We start from the raw sequence: 20,697 nt of genomic DNA on the forward strand, positions 1-20,697 counted from the left end.
TTTTGCGCAAACGGCCGGGTCGTGCGTCACAGTGGCCAAGCACGAACCGGGCCGCTGTTGCGATAGGGGCTCAGCGCAGCTGGAACCAGGTGGTTTTGAGCTGGGTGTATTTGTCGAACGAGTGCAGCGACAGGTCGCGGCCAAAGCCCGATTGCTTGCCGCCGCCAAAGGGCACGCAGACGTCCAGCGCATCCACGGTATTGACCGACACGGTCCCGGCATTCAGGCGGCTGGCGACGCGATGGGCCCGGTTCAGGTCATCGCTCCAGACCGAGGCGGCCAGGGCATAGATATGGTCGTTGGCCATCTGCACCGCCTGGTCTTCATCGTCGAAGGCGGTGATCGCCAGCACCGGCCCGAACACTTCCTCGCGGGACAGGCGCATCTGCGGCGTGACCTGGGTGAAGAGGGTGGGCTGGATAAAGTTGTTCGAACCGTTGAGCGTCACTTGCTCGCCGCCGGCCACCCGCTGTGCCCCGTCGCTGCCGGCCTGGGCGATGTAGTCCATGACCCGGGCGGTCTGCCGTGCATCGACCATCGCCCCCATCTTGCTCGCGGGGTCCAGTGGGTCGCCGGGCTGCCAGTGCCGGGTCTGTTCGACCAGGCGTTCGACGAACTCATCGTGGATCGAGCGCTGCACCAGCAGCCGCGAGTTGGCCGAGCACACTTCTCCCTGGTTGAAGAAAATCCCGAACGCGGCCTTTTGCGCGGCCAGGTCCAGATCCTGACAATCATCGAACACCAGGTTCGGGCTCTTGCCGCCGCATTCGAGCCACACCTGCTTGAGGTTGGATTGCGCCGAGTACTGCATGAAATGCTTGCCGACCTGGGTCGAGCCGGTGAACGCCAGCGCGTCGATATCCGGGTGCAGGCCCAGGGCGCGCCCGGCGTGCTGGCCGAGCCCGGTCACCACGTTGAACACGCCTTCCGGGACCCCGGCCTGCAGCGCCAGTTCGGCCAGGCGCAGGGCCGAGAACGGCGACTGCTCGGCGGGTTTGAGGATCACGCTGTTGCCGGCGGCCAGGGCCGGGGCGAGCTTCCAGGCGGCCATGTCCAGCGGGAAGTTCCACGGCACCACGGCGGCGATCACGCCCAGGGGCTCGCGGGTGATGGTGGCCAGGGCGCCGCGGCCGGTGGGGGCGACCTGGTCGTACAGCTTGTCGAGGCTTTCGGCGTACCAGGCAAAGACGTGGGCGGCGCCAGGCACATCGATGTTCCAGGCGTCCATCACCGGCTTGCCCATGCTCATGCTGTCGAGCAGGGCCAGCTCTTCGCGGTGGGCCAGGATCAGCTCCGCCAGGCGCAGCAGCACGGCCTTGCGATCCCGCGGCAACAGGCGGGCCCAGGGGCCGCTGGCAAAACTCTTGCGGGCAGCGCTGACGGCCAGGTCGATATCGGCATCGCCGCAGGCGGCGACGTTGGCCAGCAGGGCATTGGTCGCCGGGTTGCGCACGGCAAAGGTCTCGCCGCTCAACGCGGCGTGCGCACGTCCGGCGATCAGTGCGCTGTTGCTAAAGGGTTGCTTGGCCGCCAGCGTTTGCCAGGTATTGAGGTCAGTCACTGCATACTCCCAGTTGGCCCCTCGGGGCTACGTCCACGATCAGTGGGGCCGATAGTGGGCCAAGCGCCGGGGGTGGGAAATTAGTAAAAATGTGTTCCGTATCGATAAAAAAACTCGGCTGGCGTGCTTCATCGTGGCGCACACATCGCCCGTAGCCGCTGCCGAGGTACGCGGCTACAGGGGTTGGCCCTGCCTGGCCAGCTCGTACACAAGCGGCATCGGGTTGAGCAGCTTTTTTAAGTTCAGGCCCCAGGAAATTGCTGGTTTCACCCGGGGCGTGCTGGTTGCAGAATCGAGGTTGTGCGCGCGTAGGCGCAACGGCCCGATTCTTGATTGACCTGGCCCAGTACCGCGCATCATTGCACCGGGGGCTCGATTGCTCGTGCAGGCACGCAGCGGCGGCGTTCAACTAGGCTGCACGCTGTGCACGAGCGCCGTGATCGCGCCCCGTTTTGATGCGTTCGACCCATCTCTTTCGAGGTAGCCATGGCCGCTTACAACTTGCGACAACTCAAATACTTCGTCACCACCGTCGAATGCGGCAGCGTGGCCGAGGCGTCGCGCAAGCTCTACATCGCCCAACCTTCGGTCTCGACCGCAATCAAGCACCTGGAAGAAAGCTTTGGCGTGCAGTTGTTTATCCGCCACCACGCCCAGGGTGTGTCCCTGACTCCCAGCGGCGCACGCTTCTATCGCAAGGCTCAGGAGCTGCTGCGGGTGGCCCACGAGTTCGAGCAAAACGCCCTGGCCGATAACGACGTGGTGGCCGGGCAGATCGACATTGGCTGTTTTGAAACCGTCGCGCCGCTGTACCTGCCACGTTTGATTGCCGGCTTTCGCGATCGCTGGCCGGGGGTGGAAATTCGCATCCGGGACGGCGAGCAGCAAGAGCTGGTGCAGGCCCTGACCTCGGGCAGCATCGACCTGGCGATTCTCTATGAGCATGACTTGGACAGCACCATCGACACCGCGCCGTTGATGGCGCCGCAGCAGCCCTACGCGCTGTTGCCCGAAGGCCATCGCTTTGCCCATCAGGCCCGGGTGTCACTCAATGACCTGGTGCTCGAACCCATGGTGCTGCTGGATGTGCAGCCCAGCCGGACCTACTTCGTCAGCATCTTCGAGGAGCGCGGCCTGACCCCGCACATCCTGTTCAGCTCACCGTCGATCGAGATGGTGCGGGGCATGGTCGGGCGCGGTTTCGGCTTTTCGATCCTGGTGACCCGGCCCAAGTCCGACTACACCTACGACGGCCAGAAGCTGGTCTGCGTACCGCTGGTGGAAGAGGTCACCGGCTCCGGGTTGTCGGCGGCCTGGTTGCGCCGCTCGCAGTTGACCAAGCCGGCGCAATTGTTTGTCGATCACTGCCGCGAAGTCTTGGCGCCCAGGGATCAGGCCTGAGGTCAGCGCTGCAGGGCCGACGCCAGGCGTTCGAGCATGGCGTCGCAGCCCGCGAGCTGGGCGAGGCTGACAAACTCGTCGGGCTTGTGCCCCTGATCCATGCTGCCCGGCCCGCAAATCACCGTGGGGATGCCCACGGCGTCGAACAGACCGCCCTCGGTGCCAAACGCCACGGTGCCAAATTCGCTGGAACCGCAGAACTGGGCAATCCAGCGCGCCGCCTGGCTGTCGGCGTCGGTAGCCAGACCCGGATAGGCCGAAAGCTCGGAAAAACCAATGCCACTGGCACCATCCACGGCCTGCATCCTCGGCACCAACTGCTGTTGCGCGAAGTGCCGCAACTGCTCGGCGACCTGCCGCGGATCCTGGTTGGGCAGGGCGCGGACTTCGAAGTCGAAACGACAATCGGCCGGGACGATATTCAGTGCCTTGCCGCCACTGATCAGCCCGGTCTGCACGGTACTGTACGGCGGGTCGAAACGCGGGTCATGCAGCTCCGGGCGGCGCAGGCGGGCGCCGATGCGGCCCAGTTCGCCAATCAGCTCGGCGGCGTATTCGATGGCGTTCACCCCCTGGGGGGCGTAGGCCGAATGGCAGGCCGCGCCGTGCACGTCACAGCGCATCGCCAGCTTGCCCTTGTGCCCGAGCACCGGCTTGAGCTCGGTGGGTTCGCCAATGATGCATAGCAGCGGCTTGTGTGGCCGCCGCTCAAGCTCGGCGAGCAGCGAGCGCACCCCCAGGCAGCCGACTTCTTCGTCATAGGACAGGGCAATGTGCAGCGGCATGCGCAATGGCGCCGCAAGAAACCTGGGCACCGCCGCCAGCACACAGGCGATATAGCCCTTCATGTCGGCGGTGCCGCGCCCGTAGAGCTTGCCGTCGTGCTCGCTGAGCTCAAAGGGGGCGACGCTCCACGCCTGGCCGTCCACCGGCACCACATCGGTGTGGCCGGACAGGACAATGCCCGGCACCTGCGGCGGGCCCAGGGTAGCGAACAGATTGGCCTTGCTGCGCGGCTCATTGAAGATCAGTTCGCAGGGCACGCCGAACCCGGCCAGGTAGTCACGCACGAACTCGATCAGGTGCAGATTGGATTCGCGGCTGGTGGTGTCGAAGCCCACCAGTTTGGCCAGCAACTCGCGGCTGTTCATCTATTCATCCCCGGGCACGCCGTAGCTTGGGGCTTTGGTCGGGTCCAGCGCGCGCACGATGTAGTCCTGCATCTGCGGGCTGTAGGCCTGCCACAGCTGGGCCAGTTGGCCGATGGGGTCATGGTCGGCCCAGTCGACCCGCAGGTCGACGATGGGCCAGGTCAACTCGCCGACCACCACCATCGCCGCCGAATGCACCGGCCCGGCTTCGCCCCCGGCCGCGACTGCGGCCTGCATCGCGGCGATCAGCCGGTCAGCCAGTTGCCCGCCGCTGGTTTCGAAGGTCTGCACCAGGGTTTCGATCACCCTGGGGTCGGCCAGCATATTGCCGGCGCCGACGCACTGCTCGCCGGCCAGCGCATGGTGGGTGCCCAGGGTCTGGCTGCCGCTGAAGTGCGCGGTCTGGCCCAGGTGATCGATGGCGGTCAATTGCCGGTACTGGCTGTAGCCATTGCTGGTCAGGGCCTTGTCCAGCGCCTGGGCGGGGGACAGGCCGGCCTCCATCTGTTCCAGCACCTGGGGCCCGAGGGCGGGCAGGGTGATGTTTTGCGTGGCGACCGCCCCGACCCCCGGGCGCAGCCAGGGGCAACGCGCGCCCACGGCAATGCTCGAGGAACTGATGGCGATCCCCAGTTGACCGGTTTCGGCGCAGCGGCCGACGATGGAAAAAGTCATGGCGTGGTGCTCCTGTTTCGTCTGGCCAGCCATCCGCGCCCCAGGTGGTCCTGGGGCGTGGACTGGATATGAATCCATTCTGTCCAGGCGCTGCGGTTGGCGAAACGAGGTTTTTTGTGGTGCTTGCTTAAGTAAATACTTGTCAGGCCAGTGCCTGCCGTTACAAGCGCCCGTACTCGCGGGCCGTGCGATCGACGGCGATCCGCGTCTTGTCCACCAACTCATCGAGCTCGGCACGGGTCGCCACCAGGGCCGGGGCCATGATCATGCGGCCCAGGGTCGAGCGGATGATCAGGCCTTCTTCGAAGCCGATGGTGCGGCAGCGCCAGGCAATATCGTTCTCGTTGGCGAAGCGTTTGCGGGTGGCCTTGTCCTCGGCAAATTGCAGTGCCGCCACCAGGCCGATGCCCTGGACTTCACCCACCAGCGGGTGGTCGCTGAACACCTCCCGCAGGCAGCTCTGCAAGTACGGGCCGGTGTCGGTGCGGACCTGGGTCACCACCCCCTCGTCGCGCAATGCCTTGAGGTTGGCGATGGCCACGGCGGCGGCCACCGGGTGCCCGGAGTAGGTCAGGCCGTGGGCGAATACGCCGCCTTTTTCCACCAGGGCCTCGGCCATGCGCCGCGACAGAATCAGCCCGCCCATGGGGATGTAGCCCGAGGTCAGGCCCTTGGCGATGGACAGCGTGTCGGGCTCGAAGCCCATGGTCTGGTGGGCGAACCATTCGCCGGTGCGGCCAAAGCCGCCGATCACTTCGTCGGCGCACAACAGCACGTCGTACTGCCGACAGATGCGCTGGATTTCCGGCCAGTAGCTGGCCGGTGGGATGATCATCCCGCCCGCGCCCTGGAACGGCTCGGCAACGAAGGCGGCGACCTTGTCGGCCCCCAGTTCGAGGATCTTCTGCTCCAGTTGCCGCGCCATCTGCAGGCCGAACTCCTCGGGGCTCAGGTTGCCTTCGTGGGCGTACCAGTAGGGTTCGTCGATATGCGCCACATCGGGCACGGTGCCGCCCATTTCATGCATGAATTTCATGCCGCCCAGGGCCGTCGCCGCCAGGGTCGAGCCGTGGTAGCCGTTCCAGCGACCGATCATGATTTTCTTCTGCGGCTGGCCCATCACCTGCCAGAACTTGCGCACAGTGCGGATCAGCACCTCGTTGGCCTCGGAGCCGGAGTTGGTGTAGATCGCGTGGCTGTAGTGAGCCGGCAGCAGGCTGAACAGCAGCTCCGACAGCTCGATCACCGCCGGGTGGGTGGTGTGGAAGAACATGTTGTAGTACGGCAGTTGCTGCAATTGCGCATAGGCCGCGTCGGCCAGGTCCTTGCGGCCGTAGCCGAGGTTGGTGCACCACAGGCCGGACATGCCGTCCAGGTAGCGCTTGCCGTCGTTGTCCCACAGCGCCAGGCGCTCGCCGCCGACCATCACCCGCGGGCCTTCGGCGTTGAGGGCTTTCTGGTCGACGAAGGCGTGAATGTGGTGCGCGGCGTCGGCGTTTTGATAGTCCAGGGTGCTGCGGGTGGGGTCGAGGTCGGCGGTCATGGCGTGCTCCAGGTGTGAGGCGCAGTGGGCGATCGGGCTGCCTGCCGACGGGGGGCAGGGCAGGGCGGGGATAATATTTGGCACCTAAAAATATTTTTGTAAAGAAAATATTTGTCCTTGAAAAGTGATATCCGTAGGCTGGCCGACATCGTTAGCGCACCCCAGGGGAACCATGTCCGGACTACGAGAGAGGCAAAAGGAACAGCGCCGCCAGGTGATCGCCGAGGCCGCGTTGCAGCTGTTCAAGCGCAATGGGTTCGGCGCCACCACCCTGGAGCAGATCGCCCACCAGGCTGGGGTGTCGTCGCCGACCGTGGTCAATTATTTCGGCGGCAAACAGGAGATCCTTCTGGCCCTGCTTAAGGCCCCGGACGAGCAGGCCATGGGCGAAGCCCGCGCGCACCTGGACGAGCGCAGCGACCCGCTGGAGGCGCTGTGCGAGTTCGAAGGCCTGATGACCCGCTATCAGCTCCAGGCCATGCCGGCATCCCTGTGGCGCGAGCTGGCGCCGTTCCTGTTCACTGGTGAGCTGTCCCAGGCCCTGCAACCCTGGAACGCGGCGGTGATCGAGGAAACCCAGGCCCTGTTGATGCATTTCCAGCGCCTGGGCAAGGTGCGCGCGAGCGTCGATATCGAGGTCGCCGCCACTGTCTTCAACCAGTACGCCAACATGGCGTTCATCCGCCTGGCCACCGAGCCCACGCCGGACCGTGCCGCCCATGCCGCCCATGCCGCCCATATGCGCAGCTTCCTCGGCCTGCTGTGCCACGGCATGCTCGGCGCCGAGTAGTCCAGCCACAGGGTCGTGCAGGCGTCGCTGCCGGCCCTAGTTTTTTCCTGCCTTGCGACGACAAAAATCATAATTTCGCTATGCCCGGTATCTGCACAGAATGCGACCACACCCGCCTTCGAGAAGGACACAGGCATGACAGCTGGAAAAATACAGACAGATACGCTGGTTGTGGGCGCCGGTCAGGCAGGCGTGGCCATGAGCGAACACCTGAGCAAACTGGGGGTGCCGCACCTGGTGCTGGAGCGCAACCGGATCGCCGAGGCCTGGCGCACCGGGCGCTGGGATTCCCTGGTGGCCAATGGTCCGGCCTGGCACGATCGCTTTCCGGGGTTGGAGTTCGACGACCTGAGCCCGGACAGCTTTGCCTCCAAGGAGCGGGTGGCGGATTACTTCGAGGCCTACGCCCGCACCTTCAACGCGCCGATCCGCACCGGGGTCGAGGTGCACAAGGTGCGGCGCAATATCGGGCGTCCGGGCTTTACCGTGGAAACCTCCGAGGGCGTGATCGAAGCCAACCGCGTGGTGGCGGCGACCGGGCCGTTCCAGCAGCCGGTGATCCCGGCCATCGCGCCCCAGGATCCGCGCCTGACCCAATTGCATTCGGCGCACTACCGCAACCCCGGGCAACTGCCCGAAGGCGCGGTGCTGGTGGTGGGCGCCGGTTCATCGGGCACGCAGATTGCCGATGAACTGCAACGCGCCGGCAAGACCGTCTACCTCTCCATCGGCCAGCACGACCGGCCGCCACGGGCCTATCGCAACCGGGATTTCTGCTGGTGGCTGGGGGTGCTGGGGGAGTGGGACGCGGCCGCGATGAAGCCCGGGCGCGAGCACGTGACCATCGCCGTCAGCGGTGCCCACGGCGGGCGTACCGTGGACTTTCGCGAGCTGGCCCAGCGTGGCCTGAACCTGGTGGGCCTGACCCAGTCCTTCAAGGACGGGCTGGTGACCTTTCGCCCGGACCTGGTCGACAACCTGGCACGCGGCGACGAGAACTACCTGGCGCTGCTCAATGCCGCCGATGCCTATATCGAGCGCAACGGCCTGGACCTGCCCCTCGACCCTGAAGCCCGTCGGGTATTCCCCGATCCGCAGTGCGTGACCCAGCCGATCCTCGAACTCGATCTGGCGGCGGCAGGCATCAGCACCATCATCTGGGCCACCGGTTTTGTTGCGGATTACAGCTGGCTGGAAGTCGATGCCTTTGATGCCAGCGGCAAGCCGCAGCACCAGCGCGGGGTGTCCACGGAATCGGGGATCTACTTCCTGGGCCTGCCGTGGCAGTCACGGCGTGGTTCGTCGTTTATCTGGGGCGTTTGGCACGACGCCAAATACGTCGCCGACCATATCGCCACCCAGCGCCAGTACCTGACCTATCGCGATGCCAGCCAGCGCCAGGCGGACAGCGCCGTCGCGCCGCTCACCCTGCTGGAAAAGCCGGCGGTCAGTGCCTGACAACCATGGTCCGAACCGGCACCCGCAGTGCCGGCCCGGCGTTGTATTTCTCTACTCAGGAGCTCCCGATGTCGCAGCCCACCCACACCCGCATCCGCATGTTCAACACCAAGGAAACCTACCCCAACCAGGCCCTGGACAACGACCTGTGCCAGGCCGTGCGCGCCGGCAACACGGTGTATGTGCGCGGCCAGATCGGCACCGATTTCGACGGCAACCTGGTCGGCCTCGGCGACCCCCGGGCCCAGGCCGAGCAGGCGATGAAAAACGTCAAGCAATTGCTGGAAGAGGCGGGTTCGGACCTGTCCCATATCGTCAAGACCACCACCTACATCATCGACCCGCGCTACCGCGAGCCGGTGTATCAGGAGATCGGCAAGTGGCTCAAGGGCGTGTTCCCGATCTCTACCGGATTGGTGATCTCGGGCCTGGGCCAGCCGCAATGGCTGATGGAAATCGATGTGATTGCAGTGATCCCCGATGACTGGCAAACCGGCGCCGCAACCCTGTAGCCGCTGCCGAGCCTTACGACCGCGCGCAAAAACGCCATGGCCTCGGGGGAGGGCATGGCGTTTTTTTGGGGCTGGTCGGGGCTAGAAATCCCAGCGGGTGTTGAGCATCACGTTGCGCGGGTCGCCGTAGTAGGCGGTGTTGTAGAAGCCGATGTTGGTGTAGTAGCGCTTGTCGAAGGCGTTATTGAGGTTAAGGGTGGTGGACAGGTGTTCGGTGATTTGGTACTTCGCCATCAGGTCCACCAGCCAGTAGGCCTCCTGGGAGAAGTCCTGGTATTGGTTCTTCGGCCGAATGTACAGGTTCTGCCAGGCCTTGCTCTGCCAGCGCGCGCCGCCGCCGACGGTCAAGCGGTCGAGGGCACCCTGGAATGTGTACGAGGTGTCGAAGCTGACCTGGTCTTCCGGCTCCCAGGTCGAGAGTTTCTTGCTCTGGTGGTCGCGGATGATCTTATGGGTGTAGCCGGCCTGGAGCTGCCAGCCCGGGGCCAGTTCGCCGGAAATCTCCGCTTCATAGCCCCGTGTCTTGGCGTCGGTGCCGACCGAGGCGTAGCCCAGCGCCGGGTTGGTCGGCGCGGCGTTGTATTCGGCGTCGCCTTCGGCGCGGTTGCTTTCGTGGACCTCGAAGTACGCCAGGCTGGTGTTGAGCCGTCCGTCAAAGAATTCACCCTTGACCCCGACCTCGTAGTTCTTGCCTTCATCCGGCTCCAGCACCTTGTTGTTGCGGTCGCGGTTGTAAGTCTGGGGCATGAAGATTTCGGTGTAGCTGGCGTAGGCGGTGAAGTTGTCGTTGAGGTCGTAGGTGACGCCGACGTAGGGCACCAGCCGCCCGGTTTCCGTGGAGTGTTCGTCGCCGGTCAGTTTGTAGTTGGCGACGCGGGTGCCGAGGAACAGGTTCAGGTCATCGCTGAGATTGAAGCGGGCGCTGATGTAGCCCGCGCTCTGGCGGGTGGTCAGGTCGTTGTACTGGGTCGGTTCGCCCCAGTCCGGCTCGGCGCGATCGCCGTTGAAGCTCCAGAAGTCGAAGCTGTTGCCGTTGGCGTAGACGGGGGCGCCGTAGTCCTTGCCGGTCCAGTGGGAGTTGGACGCCGAGGCGCCCACCACCAGTTCATGCTCGCGACCCAGCAGGCTGAAGGGGCCGTTGACGTACAGGTCGGCCGAATCCGCGCGGGTTTTGCCGGTGAATTTGTTGGACCACAGCGACGACAGCCCGGTGGCCGGGAACGGGCCGCTCTGCACCGAACCCAGCGGCGCGTTGTAGCCGTTTTGCAGATGGGTCAGTTGCGCCTTGGCCACCCAGCCATTGGCGAAACTGTGTTCCAGGGTCGAGAACACGCTCTGGGTGTACTGTTCCCAGCGGCTCCACTTGGCGCCGTTGTTGTATGAGCGCTTGACGTCGATGCGGTCGCCATTGCGGTCGAACAGCGGCCGGCTGCCGGACCATCCCGAGCCCTGGGGGTCGTTTTCCTGGGCGTCGAAGCCCACCGTCAGCAGGGTGTCCTCGCCGAGGTCGGCTTCCAGGCTGCCGAAGTAGACGCTGGTCTTGCGCTGGTAGTGGTCCATGAACGAATGCTTGTCCTGGTACACCGCCACGGCCCGGCCGCGCAGGTTGCCGCTGTCGGTCAGGGGGCCGCTGACATCGATCTGCGAGCGGTAGTTGTCCCAGCTGCCGGCGCCCAACTCGATGTTGGCCTTGAAGTCGCGGGTCGGCTTTTTACGAATCAGGTTGATCGTCGCCCCGGGCGCTCCGGCGCCGTTCAGCAGGCCGGTGGCGCCTTTGAGCACTTCCACCCGGTCATAGATCGCCATGTCGCTCAGGGTCTGCCCCGACGAATAGGCCGAGTTGCGCAGGGTCGGGATGCCGTCGTATTGGAAGTTCTCGACCGAGAAACCCCGCGCGAAGTAGTTGGTGCGTTCGCTGTCATAGGTCGACACGGTGATGCCCGGGGTGTGGCGCATTACATCGTCGATGGAACTGAGGGCGAAATCGTCCATGTGCTGGCGGGTGATCACGGTGATCGACTGCGGCGTTTCCCGCGGGGTGAGCACCATGCGCGTGGAGGTGGCGAGGGTGCCCGGGGTATAGGAGCCGCTGCCTTCGGTGATGGTGCCCAACAGGTTGGCGTTGATCTGGGTCGCGCCCAGCGCCAGCGCACCTTGCACCGGGGCACTGTCGAGCTGGTAGCCATCGGCGCTGGCCCGGGCACTGAAGCCGCTGCCGCCGAGCACCTGGGCAAACCCGTCCGCCACGCTGTAGTTGCCGCGCACGCCGGGGCTGGTCAAGCCGGCCACCTGCTCGGACTGAAAGGAGATCGGCGTACCGGCGGCCTGGGCAAAACGGCTCAGCACATCACCCAGGGGACCGGGGGCAATGTCGAAGGCCTGGACCTGCTCCTGGGCATAGGACAGGGCCGGCAACGCCAGCGGCAGGCAGCCAAGCAACAGGTGGCCGGCCAGCAGCAGGCCGCCACGGGTGGACGGGATTGAAGACATGTTATCGGTGCTCCTTTGGATGTTGGCCAAGGGAAGGACGGAGCAAAACCGCAAACACGCAACGCCCGGGCACATTATTTTTCCGCGGGGGTCAGGGTCACCCGGGTCAGCCATGGGGTGTAGTGGCTGACTTCAATCGGCAAGGTGCGCTGCAGCAGGCGCAGCGCCTTGTCGCTGTCGTCGGTCGGCAACATCACCGTCACGCGCAGGCCTTGCAAGGCCTGGCGATCGAACAGCAGCAGGCCCGGTCGATGCCGCGCCAGACGCTCAAGCACGTCCGCCAGGGGCTGGTCGTTGGCCAGCAATTGATGGTGGGTCCAGGCTTGCTCGAGGGCGTCGGCATCGACCTGTTCCACCGTCCCCGGGCCCCGGGCGTCGAAACGCAGGCGCTGGCCGGGACCGAGCACCTGCTGTTGCCCGGCGCTGTCGATGCGGGTGGAGGACTCGAGCATGGTGACCTGGGTCGCATCGCCGCTGCGCTGGACGATAAACCGCGTGCCCAGGGCGCGGATGCTGCCTTGGGGGGTGTCGACATAAAACGGCCGCTGGGCATCCTTGGCCACGTTCACCAGGATTTCGCCACGCAGCAACTGCACCCGACGCTGGCGGGGGTCAAAGTGCAGGTCCACCGCCGAGCCGCCTTCGAGTTGCAGGTCGCTGCCATCGTCCAGGCGTTGCTGGCGCCACTGGCCGCTGCCGGTGCTGAGGTCGGCCAGCAGGTAACCCTGCTGCCCATACTCATAGGCCGGCACCGCAGCCAGGCCCAGCAGCACAGCCAGGCCCAGGCATTTGGCCGCCGTGGCCGCGGCTCGTGGTTGTCGGGCCCGGCGCAATGCGGCACGGGCCGGGGCCTGTTGCAGGGGCAGCAGGTGGCCTTGCAGGCGCGTGATGCTGTGGCGGTGTTGCGGGTCGGCGGCCAGCCAGGCCTGGAACGCCTGTTCGGTGGCGGCATCGGTCTGGTGGTCGAGGCGCACCAGCCATTCGGCGGCCTGCCGCAATACCTCGGGTGGCAGCGATGACTTCATGCCTGGGCGCACCGGTCGCAGGCCAGCAGGGCCTCCACCAGATCGTGCTGCACGGTGCGCACCGAGACCCCCAGGCGCTGGGCGATCTGCGTCTGGTCCAGGCCTTCGAGGTGCCGCAGGATAAAACTCTCGCGCACCCGGGGCTTCATCTGGGCCAGGGCCCGGTCGATGGCCTCCAGCACTTGCACCGCTTGCAGGATCTGCTCCGGCGAAGGCGCGTGGTCCATGCAGGCGGCGCAGAGTTTGAGCTCTTCCAGGTAGGCCTGCTCCAGGCGCTGGCGCCGGCCCTTGTCCATCAACAGGCGACGCGCCACGGTCGCGAGGTAGGCCTGGGGTTCGCACGGGGCCACATAGGGGCCGGTGGCGAGCAGACGGATAAAGGTGTCCTGCGCCACGTCCGCCGCGTAGTGAGAACACTGCACGCGGCGGCGCAGCCAACTCAGCAACCAGCCGTGGTAGCCGCGATACAGGGCTTCGAGCGTTGCGGCCTCGGCGGGTGGAGTGGGCTTCATGAGAAAAAGTCGTAAGTGGGAATGAATCCTATTCTAGTGTGTGGCGGCTCGGGCCTGCAATGGGCGCAAGTTCGCAGGTTATTTGTCGGCGTCGAGAGGCGAGGGCGGGGCGGCCCTCAGCGCAGGCTCCACGACACACCGAAATACACCCCCAACCCCTCGCCCGGCGTCGAACGCGCCGCGTCCAGGCCTTTGTCGTCGTAGCCCGGTGTCACGGTGGCGGCGTAGTGCTGGTTGGTCAGGTTGCGCATGTCGACCCAGGCCTGCCAGTCGTCCTTGGGTGCGTTGTAGCCCAGGGTGGCGCCGAACAGTGCGTAAGGGTCGGCGTAATAGCTGTTGGCGTAATCCACCGCAGCCTTGGACACCAGTTGCGTATTGAGCGCCGCGAAGAAACCCAGGGGCCAGTCGTAGCGCAGCTCGCCCTGGTAATAGTGCATCGGCAAGCCCGGCAGGCGGTTGTCGTCAAAGCGCTGATCGTCGCGGTAGTGGAAGTCGCTCAAGGTGTAGGCCTGGCGCAGGCTCAGTCGGCCGACGCCGTCCCGCGACCACAAGGTGCTCTGCAGACTCGCTTCCAGCCCCTGGTGCACCGTGGGGCTGGCGTTGAGTTCATAGGGCGTGGTGGCGTTGGCGTCGGGCAGCACCGACAGCAGTTCATGACGCACCTGGGCGTAGTACCAGGCCAGGCTCCACTGGCCCAGGGCGCTGTCGCCACGCCCGCCGAGTTCCAGGGTAGTAGCGGTCTGATTGCGCAACTCGATCGGCTCGCGCTGGGCACCGGTGGCGACCCCGCTGTCGGGCCCGAACACCCGGTTGGAGCTGTAGATCAGCGACCAGGGGTGCGGCCCTTCCACTGAACGGCTGAGGTTGCCGAACAGTTGCACGTCCTTGTTCAACTGGTAGCGCAGGCCCAGGCGCGGCGCGTAATCCCAGTCGTGCAGGCTGGTCTTGCCGCCGCTGTCGGGGTAGGTCACCGCGCTTTCACGGCGGGTGTAGATGGCCGCCAGGCCCGTGGTCAGCCACAGGTCGTCGGCGATCTCCAGGTCGTTGCCCAGGTGCAGCACGCTGTCTGAACCCTGGTAGGTGAAATCGCGGATCCGCGTGCCCGGTGCATAGCCGGCGGTGTTGCCGGTGGGAATGCGCACAAACTCGCTGGCGCCGGCATTGGGCAGGTGCTTGGTTACGCGCAGGCCCAGGGTGCTGTGGCTTTCCAGGCCCCACAGGGTGTCGCGGCGCTTGTAGTCGAAGGTGCCGCTGACGTCGGTATAGGCCACCCGCAGGCGGTTGGGGCCTTCGCGCAGGTCCATGGGGTAGTCGTGGTAGACCAGCCCGGTCTGGAGGCTCGAATCGTCGTCGATGTAGTAGGTAGTCTTGTTGCCGATAAAGGTACTGCCCGGCTGGTCGCGGTTGTAGTCGCGGGCGACGTAGGTGGGGTTGGCCGCCCGTGGATCATGATCGATGGAGCGCTTGGTCACGCGCCCGGCCAGTTCGTTTTCGGTCTCGCGGTGGCGCAGGTAGAAGCGCGTCTCCAGGTTCGGGTTGAAGCGATAGCCGAAGTTGGCCACCACCCCCTGGCTGCTGCTGGAGGTGTGGTCCTGGTAACCGTCGGAGCGCGCATCGGTCAGGGACAGGTAGTAATCGAAGTCGCCCAGCACCTGGCCCGAACTGACCTGGCGCTGGCGGTAGCCGTGGCTGCCCATGCCATAGCGCACCTGCAACAGCGGCGCGTCGTAGCCGGTGTGGCTGACGTAATCGATGGCCCCGCCCAGGGCCAGGGCGCCACGGTCGAAGCCGTTGGCGCCGCGCAGCACTTCCACGTGATCGAGCCACAGCGGCTCCAACAATTCATAGGGCGTGCCACCGGGGCCGGTCAGGGGCAGGCCGTCGAGCATCGTGTACAGCCCCGACGCATGGGCGCCGGGGGCGCGGTTGATACCCGAGCCGCGAATCGAAATCTTCACCCCTTCATTGCCCGCCGACTGCGCGTACACCCCCGGCTGATACGCCAGCACATCCTGGTTGCTGGCCACCCGGCCCTGCAGCGGGCGCCGCATATCCACCACATTGGTCGCCCCCGGCACCTGGGACAGCCGGGTCTCGGCATCTTCCAGCGTCTGTTCCTCGCCGCCCTGTTCCTGGGCCCGGATCAGCACCTGACCCAGCTCCATCTCCTGGGCCTCGGCCAGGGCCGGGCAGGCAAGGGCCAGGCCCAACAGCGCAGTGGGCAGGGATTTGGGCGAGGGCATCGAGAAACTCCAGGCAGGGGGAAACGGGCAATGAAAGGTGCGACGTAGGAAAGGACGAAGGAAACACATGGCAATTTGGGTTTTTTGCCGGGTTAGCGGCACCCGGCGCCCCGGGCCTTATGGGCAACCACACGAAGCGGCAGGCGTAGGGGCTCGGTTCAACGAGCGGCCCAGGCCAGTGCGTCAGGCAGAACGCGGTATATCGGGCGTTGCCTGTCCGGCTTCCAGGCGCTGAAGTCGAACATTCGCCACCAGGTAGTCGAGAAAAACCCGCACCCGTAGCGGCATCTGCGGGCCCTGTCCGAGAAACACGGCGTGCAGGGGATCGACGTCGCCCGGGTTGAAACCTTGCAGGACCGGCACCAGCCTTCCCGCGGTAATGTCGTCGACCACCTGGAACTCATCGAGGCGCGCCAGGCCCATGCCGGCCAGTGTCAGTTGGCGCAGGGCCTCACCGTCGCTGGCCGTCAGATTGCCCTCGGGCGAGACGATCCATTGCGTGCCGTCCACCACAAAAGGCCAGCCTTTGAGGGTACGCGTGTAGCCGAAGTCCAGGCGGTTATGCCGGGTCAGGTCGTCGGGCACGCGCGGCAGGCCATGGAGCTCCAGGTAGGCGGGCGCGGCGACGACGATCATCCGTGATTCACCGAGCTTCCTGGCCACCAGGCGCGAGCTTTCCAGTGCGCCGTGGCGTATCGCGACGTCGGTTCGCTCTTCCAGCAGATTCACCACCTGATCGGTCAGTACGATGTCGAGTTCGATGCCCGGGTAGCGCGAGAGAAACCCTGGAACCAGCGCGAACAAGACCCCTTGGGCAAAGGGCACACTGGCGCTGACCCTGAGACGACCCCGGGGTTCGCCCTGGCCGGAGGTACTGCGTTCTGCGTCCTCCACCTCGGCAAGAATCCTCACGCATTGCTCGTAAAACGAGTGGCCTTCCGGCGTCGGCGTCAGGCGGCGCGTGGTGCGGTTCAACAGGCGTGCTTGGAGGCGGGTTTCCAGGCGTGAAATCAATTTGCTGACCGCCGAGGGGGTCATGCGGAAGTCCCGCGCGGCCAAGGAAAAATTGCCGAGCTCTATCACTTGGATGAACATTTCCATCTCTGCCAAACGGTTGATATCCCAGCGTGCCATTGTGAATTTATGTCATGGAAGTCAGTCGTGACGGCAGTCTATATCACAGATAGCGCGAGGGGCATCATGTGTCTCAAGCCGTGCATCCTGCATGGAAGGAGCAAGCAAATGATCGAATTTGGTAATGGGGAGGCGCTATGAGCCTCACTCCGGCAAACCGTAAAACCGCGCTGGTGGTCGGCGCCAACGGCATCATCGGGAATGCCGTGGCCCAGGAACTCAAGCGTGAAGGCTGGCGGGTCAGGGCGCTGGATCGGCGCCCCGTAGCCGGCACCGAGACCTTGCAGGCGGACCTGGTCGACGCGCAGGCGGTGGCCCTCGCGTTGCAGGCAGCCCGAGACACGACCCATGTGTTTTACGCCGCTTTCAGCCCGGACCCTGACTTGGCGCTGGAAGCCCAGCGCAATGCGCGGATGCTGGGCAATGTGCTGGACGGGCTGGAACAGGCTGATTCCGCCCTTGAACGGGTAGTCATCTATCAGGGCTTCAAGATCTACGGTTCGCACCTGGGCGCCAAGGTACCCACGCCGGCCCTGGAGAGCGACGCCGGGCATATGCCGCCGAACCTGTACAGGGCCCAGGAAGCCCAGCTCAGAACGCGCGCCGAACGCAGTCGCTGGGATTATGTGGCGCTGCGTCCTGATCTGGTTGTCGGTGATATCCACGGCAACCCGATGAATATTGCGCTGCTCATCGGCGTCTTTGCCGAATTGTCCCGTGCCCTTGATATCCCGATGCGATTCCCCGGAACCGACAAGGCCTATGGCCAACTGCTGCAGTTCACGGATGCCGGGTTACTGGCACGGGCCAGCGTCTGGGCAGCCCTTAGCGAGTCGGCGGGCGGCGAGGCGTTCAATGTGGCCAACGGCGATATTTTCCGCTGGGAACGCATGTGGCCGGACATCGCCCGGCACCTGGCAATGAACACCGCTTCGCCGGTGCCGCTGACACTGACCCGGCACATGCCGGACAAGGCCGGGTTATGGCGGGAGATCGCCAAGCGCCACAATCTGATTCAAGACGACCTGGAGAAACTGGTGGGCTGGGCCTTCGGGGATTTTATCTTCCACACCGAGAACGACATCATTTCCGATACCAACAAAATCTACCGCTATGGCTTCACTGAAAGGGTCGACTCAACCGCGTCGCTGCTCAATGCGCTGGACAGCCTCAAGCGCCAGCGCGTGCTGCCCTAGTCGGCGGCCCGGCCTGGGCATTGCCGTTGGCCTGGGTGTCGCCAACGGCGAGCGGGGCTAGGCGTCACTGTTCAAGGCCTTGGCCAACCGAGGATCCGCCTTCCACAGCGCATCGGTGACGGCGAAGGCTTCGGCTCCGCGACCGGAACTCATGGCCTCGTGCCGAGACAGCATCCGGCCCAGAATCGGCTTGCCGGCCCATGAGGTGTCGTCTGCATCGAGGACCCGGCAACCGGGTTCGCGGTCGGTGATTCTCCACTCCAGCGCCACGCATTCCTTGGCCGTTGTGTCCGAGCCCGCGCCCCAGCCCCGAAGGCTGACGGCCATCGACAGGCCCCGCTCGGGATGGGCGGCCGTATAGGTGCCCAGGTACACGGCATAAGCGCCGTCAGCATTGAATACAAAACCGCGAAACATCCTGGTTTCGTGCCCACAGGTTTCGCAATGTCCTACGACCGTCTCTTCGCCGGGTTCTATTTGCAACGCATTGTCCATACCCAGATTTCCTTGGCGGGGGTGGCGGCTGAGGTCCATCAGCGCATTCGATCCGGCGCGCATCTTACCTGAGCACCGGCTGTTGCAGCGCAAGCCGGGCAGGGTTTCGTCCATTGGGCCGGTCATGGAGTCGGAGCGCAGGTGCTGTAAGCTTGCGCTCGCTGTGACCGGGCCGCAAAAACCAGCCCGCCTTTTATTCAGCTGTGCTGGCCGCTCGCCCTTTATCTTTAGCGAGCAGGGCAGCCGAGGTGATGAATGAACACCTATAGAGTTCGCGAACTGAGAAGTACCGACGCCCAAGCCTTGCTGGCATTCGAAACCGACAACCGCCAGTGGTTCGAGTCCCATATCGATGCCCGTGACCCGGCTTTCTACTCCTTGCAGGGCGTCACCGAACATATTCAAGGTTACTTGTCCGACTTTGCCGATGGCCGCTGGCACCCGTTCGTGGTCGAAGAGACCAGGGGAAAAATAGTCGGTCGGGCCAACTTGAAAAGCATCGACCCGGTGCAGCGTTCTGCGCAGATCGGTTATCGCATCGCGCAAGACGCATGCGGGCAGGGGCTGGCGACCCTGGCCGTGCGGCACCTGATCCAGGAGGCGCGCAGTCGCTGGCAGCTTTCTCAGCTGGTGGCGTATGTCTACGAGGCCAATCTCGGTTCGAAGAAAGTCCTGATGCGCTGCGGGTTCCTGCTTGAACACCCCGCTACCGGCGCGCAGGCGGGGGGCGAGAGCCGTTTTGTGCTGGCGATCTAGATAAACCTGCTGACGGGTTTGAGTCGATGGTTTTTCAGCAATTGGGCCCATCGATTCGCGCCGTTATCCACTTTCGGCTGTAAGCCAGGACAGCAGCGCCCAGTGCGGTCGGAAAATGAATGAAGCCATGGGCCGCAGCGGGCACCACGTGCACCTCGACCGCCGCCGACTGCACCCAGCGCTCGGCGATCTGCAGGGTGTCGTCTATCAGCGGATCCAGCTCGGCGGCCAGCAGAAGGGCTGGCGGCAAGTCGGTGAAGTCGCCATACAGCGGTGACAACGGCGGCTGCCGGCGCTGCTCGTCGCTCAACCCCGGCGTCAGCACGCGCAGCGCCTGCACCATGCCGGGCCCGTCCAGCACCAGGGTTTGCGCGGGCGCGGCGTGCACGCTGGGGGTTCCGCCGAGGTCGTAGACGCCGTAGTACAGCAGCGCACCGCGCACCCGTTGCAGCAGGTCGGGCCACTGTTTCAGGGCCAGCAGAGTGGCCGCAGCCAGATGGCCTCCGGCCGATTCACCCACGACAATCACCGGCAGGCCGGCAAACTCCTCGCATTCGTCACTCAGCAGCCAGCGCGCGGCACTCAGGCAGTCCTGCAGCAGGCCTTCAACCGGGGTCGATACGGCGAGCCGGTAATCCACTGAAACCACCGCGACCTGGCACTCATTGACCATGGCCAGGTTGAGGGGGTCGTTCATCTGCGCATTGCCGATCACCCAGCCGCCGCCATGGAAATCCAGCACCACACCCTTGGCTTTCCCGGCGGGCGTGAGGATGCGCACGGGCACCGCAAGGCCGTCGACACCGATGACCCGTGTTTCAGCCTTGAGCCCGTGTTGCAGTAATTTGCCGGCGCCGCCGATCTGGCCGGCACGCAGCAGGGCCTGGATCACCCGGGGCGTGAGCCGATTGCGGATTCGAAAGCGTGGTAACCAGGCGAGCTTTTTATTGAAGTCGCGCATCTGCCGCAACTCCTCCTCGCTGGCAGGCCACAGCCGGCTTGTCCCGGGTTGGCGAGGGGTCATCAGCGGTTATTGCGCAGGATGGAAAAATTCAACGCCGCCGCCACACACAGCCACGCCAGGTACGGGAACAGGATCAGCCCGGTGATCAGGTCCAACTGCAATGCCAGGACCACCATGGCCGCCACCACCAGCCACAACAGGGTGATGATCAGCATGCCGGCCAGTATTCGGTGGGCGCCGAAGAACACCGGCGTCCACAACGTATTCAGCGCAATCTGCGCGGCCCATAACGCCAGCACCTGCTGGCTGCCGGGGATCAGGCTCAAGCGGTAGCCGGCCCAGGCGAGCAGCAGGTAGATCAGCGTCCAGGCAACCGGGAACAACCAATTGGGTGGGGTGAAGCCGGGTTTGACCAGGGCGTCGTACCACGGGCCCGGCTTGAACAGGAGGCCGGTGCTTGCCGCGGCCGCACAGGCCAGTAGAAAAATAAAGAAGGTCATCATCCGTCCTTAGCTGAAGTCAGCTGTCTGGGGCCACAAGAGGTGTCGGCAGCGTTAAATAAAGGACGTCCGGCGCGGCAAAAAGTTTGAATTGAACGCTGACAATTTTCTGCTCGTCCGAGGCAGCCGACCTGGCGCGGGCTGCATTCGAGCCACCGGGCGTTTAGGGAAAGTGCGGATCAGCCACTGCGCGGACCTGGCTGATCCGGCGGCTCAGTACTGATAACGCAAGGTCAGTGCAACGTGCGCGGGTCGCCATAGAACAATCCGCCGAAGTTGTTCGAGGTCGGC

Annotated in this window: 18 protein-coding genes; 6 read left to right on the forward strand and 12 right to left on the reverse strand. The window is 64.9% G+C overall.

Features of this window, described 5'->3' with window-relative positions:
* Positions 1–70: 70 nt before the first annotated feature.
* Positions 71–1,561, reverse strand: a complete 1,491-nt coding sequence (locus MF4836_RS02440; protein WP_078468936.1) for an aldehyde dehydrogenase — start codon at positions 1,559–1,561, stop codon at positions 71–73.
* A gap of 486 nt (positions 1,562–2,047) precedes the next feature.
* Here MF4836_RS02440 and MF4836_RS02445 point away from each other — a divergent pair, with 486 nt between their 5' ends.
* A complete protein-coding gene (locus tag MF4836_RS02445) occupies positions 2,048–2,962 on the forward strand; it encodes a LysR family transcriptional regulator (RefSeq protein ID WP_078468937.1) in 915 nt (304 codons plus the stop codon).
* 2 nt (positions 2,963–2,964) lie between these two features.
* On the opposite strand, the gene argE is transcribed toward MF4836_RS02445, so the two are convergent.
* The 3 genes from argE to MF4836_RS02460 all read right to left on the reverse strand — a co-directional run bounded on the left by argE (position 2,965) and on the right by MF4836_RS02460 (position 6,331).
* Positions 2,965–4,113, reverse strand: coding sequence for an acetylornithine deacetylase (gene argE, locus MF4836_RS02450; protein WP_078468938.1), 1,149 nt, complete (start codon positions 4,111–4,113; stop codon positions 2,965–2,967).
* Entirely contained in the window at positions 4,114–4,788 is a 675-nt protein-coding gene (locus tag MF4836_RS02455) for a DUF1028 domain-containing protein (protein ID WP_078468939.1), read from the reverse strand.
* Between the two features lie 160 nt (positions 4,789–4,948).
* Positions 4,949–6,331, reverse strand: coding sequence for an aspartate aminotransferase family protein (locus MF4836_RS02460; RefSeq protein WP_078468940.1), 1,383 nt, complete (start codon positions 6,329–6,331; stop codon positions 4,949–4,951).
* Positions 6,332–6,503: 172 nt separating this feature from the next.
* On the opposite strand from MF4836_RS02460, the gene MF4836_RS02465 reads away from it, so the two are divergent.
* The 3 genes from MF4836_RS02465 (at position 6,504) to MF4836_RS02475 (ending at position 9,091) form a co-directional block, all read left to right on the forward strand.
* On the forward strand, positions 6,504–7,121 hold the full coding sequence (locus MF4836_RS02465) for a TetR/AcrR family transcriptional regulator (protein WP_078468941.1): 618 nt from the start codon (positions 6,504–6,506) through the stop codon (positions 7,119–7,121).
* Positions 7,122–7,256: 135 nt separating this feature from the next.
* Entirely contained in the window at positions 7,257–8,579 is a 1,323-nt protein-coding gene (locus MF4836_RS02470) for a flavin-containing monooxygenase (protein WP_078468942.1), read from the forward strand.
* Between the two features lie 68 nt (positions 8,580–8,647).
* Complete coding sequence (locus MF4836_RS02475; RefSeq protein ID WP_078468943.1) at positions 8,648–9,091, forward strand: RidA family protein; 444 nt, start codon at positions 8,648–8,650, stop codon at positions 9,089–9,091.
* Positions 9,092–9,172: 81 nt separating this feature from the next.
* Here MF4836_RS02475 and MF4836_RS02480 read toward each other — a convergent pair whose 3' ends face one another.
* The 5 genes from MF4836_RS02480 to MF4836_RS02500 form a co-directional block, all read right to left on the reverse strand.
* A complete protein-coding gene (locus MF4836_RS02480) occupies positions 9,173–11,581 on the reverse strand; it encodes a TonB-dependent siderophore receptor (protein ID WP_078468944.1) in 2,409 nt (802 codons plus the stop codon).
* Between the two features lie 74 nt (positions 11,582–11,655).
* A complete protein-coding gene (locus MF4836_RS02485) occupies positions 11,656–12,606 on the reverse strand; it encodes a FecR family protein (RefSeq protein ID WP_078468945.1) in 951 nt (316 codons plus the stop codon).
* Positions 12,603–13,118, reverse strand: a complete 516-nt coding sequence (locus MF4836_RS02490; protein ID WP_078468946.1) for a sigma-70 family RNA polymerase sigma factor — start codon at positions 13,116–13,118, stop codon at positions 12,603–12,605. Before MF4836_RS02490 ends, MF4836_RS02485 begins: the two co-directional genes overlap by 4 nt.
* Before the next feature lie 116 nt (positions 13,119–13,234).
* Positions 13,235–15,361 (reverse strand): TonB-dependent receptor family protein, encoded by a 2,127-nt coding sequence (locus tag MF4836_RS02495; protein WP_078468947.1) that lies wholly within the window; start codon positions 15,359–15,361, stop codon positions 13,235–13,237.
* A gap of 183 nt (positions 15,362–15,544) precedes the next feature.
* A complete protein-coding gene (locus MF4836_RS02500; RefSeq protein WP_078468948.1) occupies positions 15,545–16,495 on the reverse strand; it encodes a LysR family transcriptional regulator in 951 nt (316 codons plus the stop codon).
* Between the two features lie 137 nt (positions 16,496–16,632).
* Here MF4836_RS02500 and MF4836_RS02505 point away from each other — a divergent pair, with 137 nt between their 5' ends.
* Complete coding sequence (locus tag MF4836_RS02505) at positions 16,633–17,691, forward strand: SDR family oxidoreductase (RefSeq protein ID WP_078468949.1); 1,059 nt, start codon at positions 16,633–16,635, stop codon at positions 17,689–17,691.
* Between the two features lie 57 nt (positions 17,692–17,748).
* Here MF4836_RS02505 and MF4836_RS02510 read toward each other — a convergent pair whose 3' ends face one another.
* Positions 17,749–18,300 carry a hypothetical protein gene (locus MF4836_RS02510; protein WP_238596115.1) on the reverse strand — a complete coding sequence of 184 codons (552 nt, stop codon included), beginning with the start codon at positions 18,298–18,300 and terminating at the stop codon, positions 17,749–17,751.
* 141 nt (positions 18,301–18,441) lie between these two features.
* On the opposite strand from MF4836_RS02510, the gene MF4836_RS02515 reads away from it, so the two are divergent.
* A complete protein-coding gene (locus MF4836_RS02515; protein WP_078468951.1) occupies positions 18,442–18,942 on the forward strand; it encodes a GNAT family N-acetyltransferase in 501 nt (166 codons plus the stop codon).
* A 34-nt stretch (positions 18,943–18,976) separates the two neighbouring features.
* Here MF4836_RS02515 and MF4836_RS02520 read toward each other — a convergent pair whose 3' ends face one another.
* Together MF4836_RS02520 and tspO are read right to left on the reverse strand one after the other, a co-directional pair.
* Positions 18,977–19,903: an alpha/beta fold hydrolase gene (locus MF4836_RS02520; protein WP_178102900.1), complete on the reverse strand. Its 927-nt coding sequence runs from the start codon at positions 19,901–19,903 to the stop codon at positions 18,977–18,979.
* A 62-nt stretch (positions 19,904–19,965) separates the two neighbouring features.
* On the reverse strand, positions 19,966–20,406 hold the full coding sequence (gene tspO / locus MF4836_RS02525) for a tryptophan-rich sensory protein TspO (protein ID WP_078468953.1): 441 nt from the start codon (positions 20,404–20,406) through the stop codon (positions 19,966–19,968).
* Positions 20,407–20,697 lie beyond the last annotated feature (291 nt).

The organism is Pseudomonas sp. MF4836 (assembly GCF_002018875.1).
Lineage (GTDB): Bacteria > Pseudomonadota > Gammaproteobacteria > Pseudomonadales > Pseudomonadaceae > Aquipseudomonas.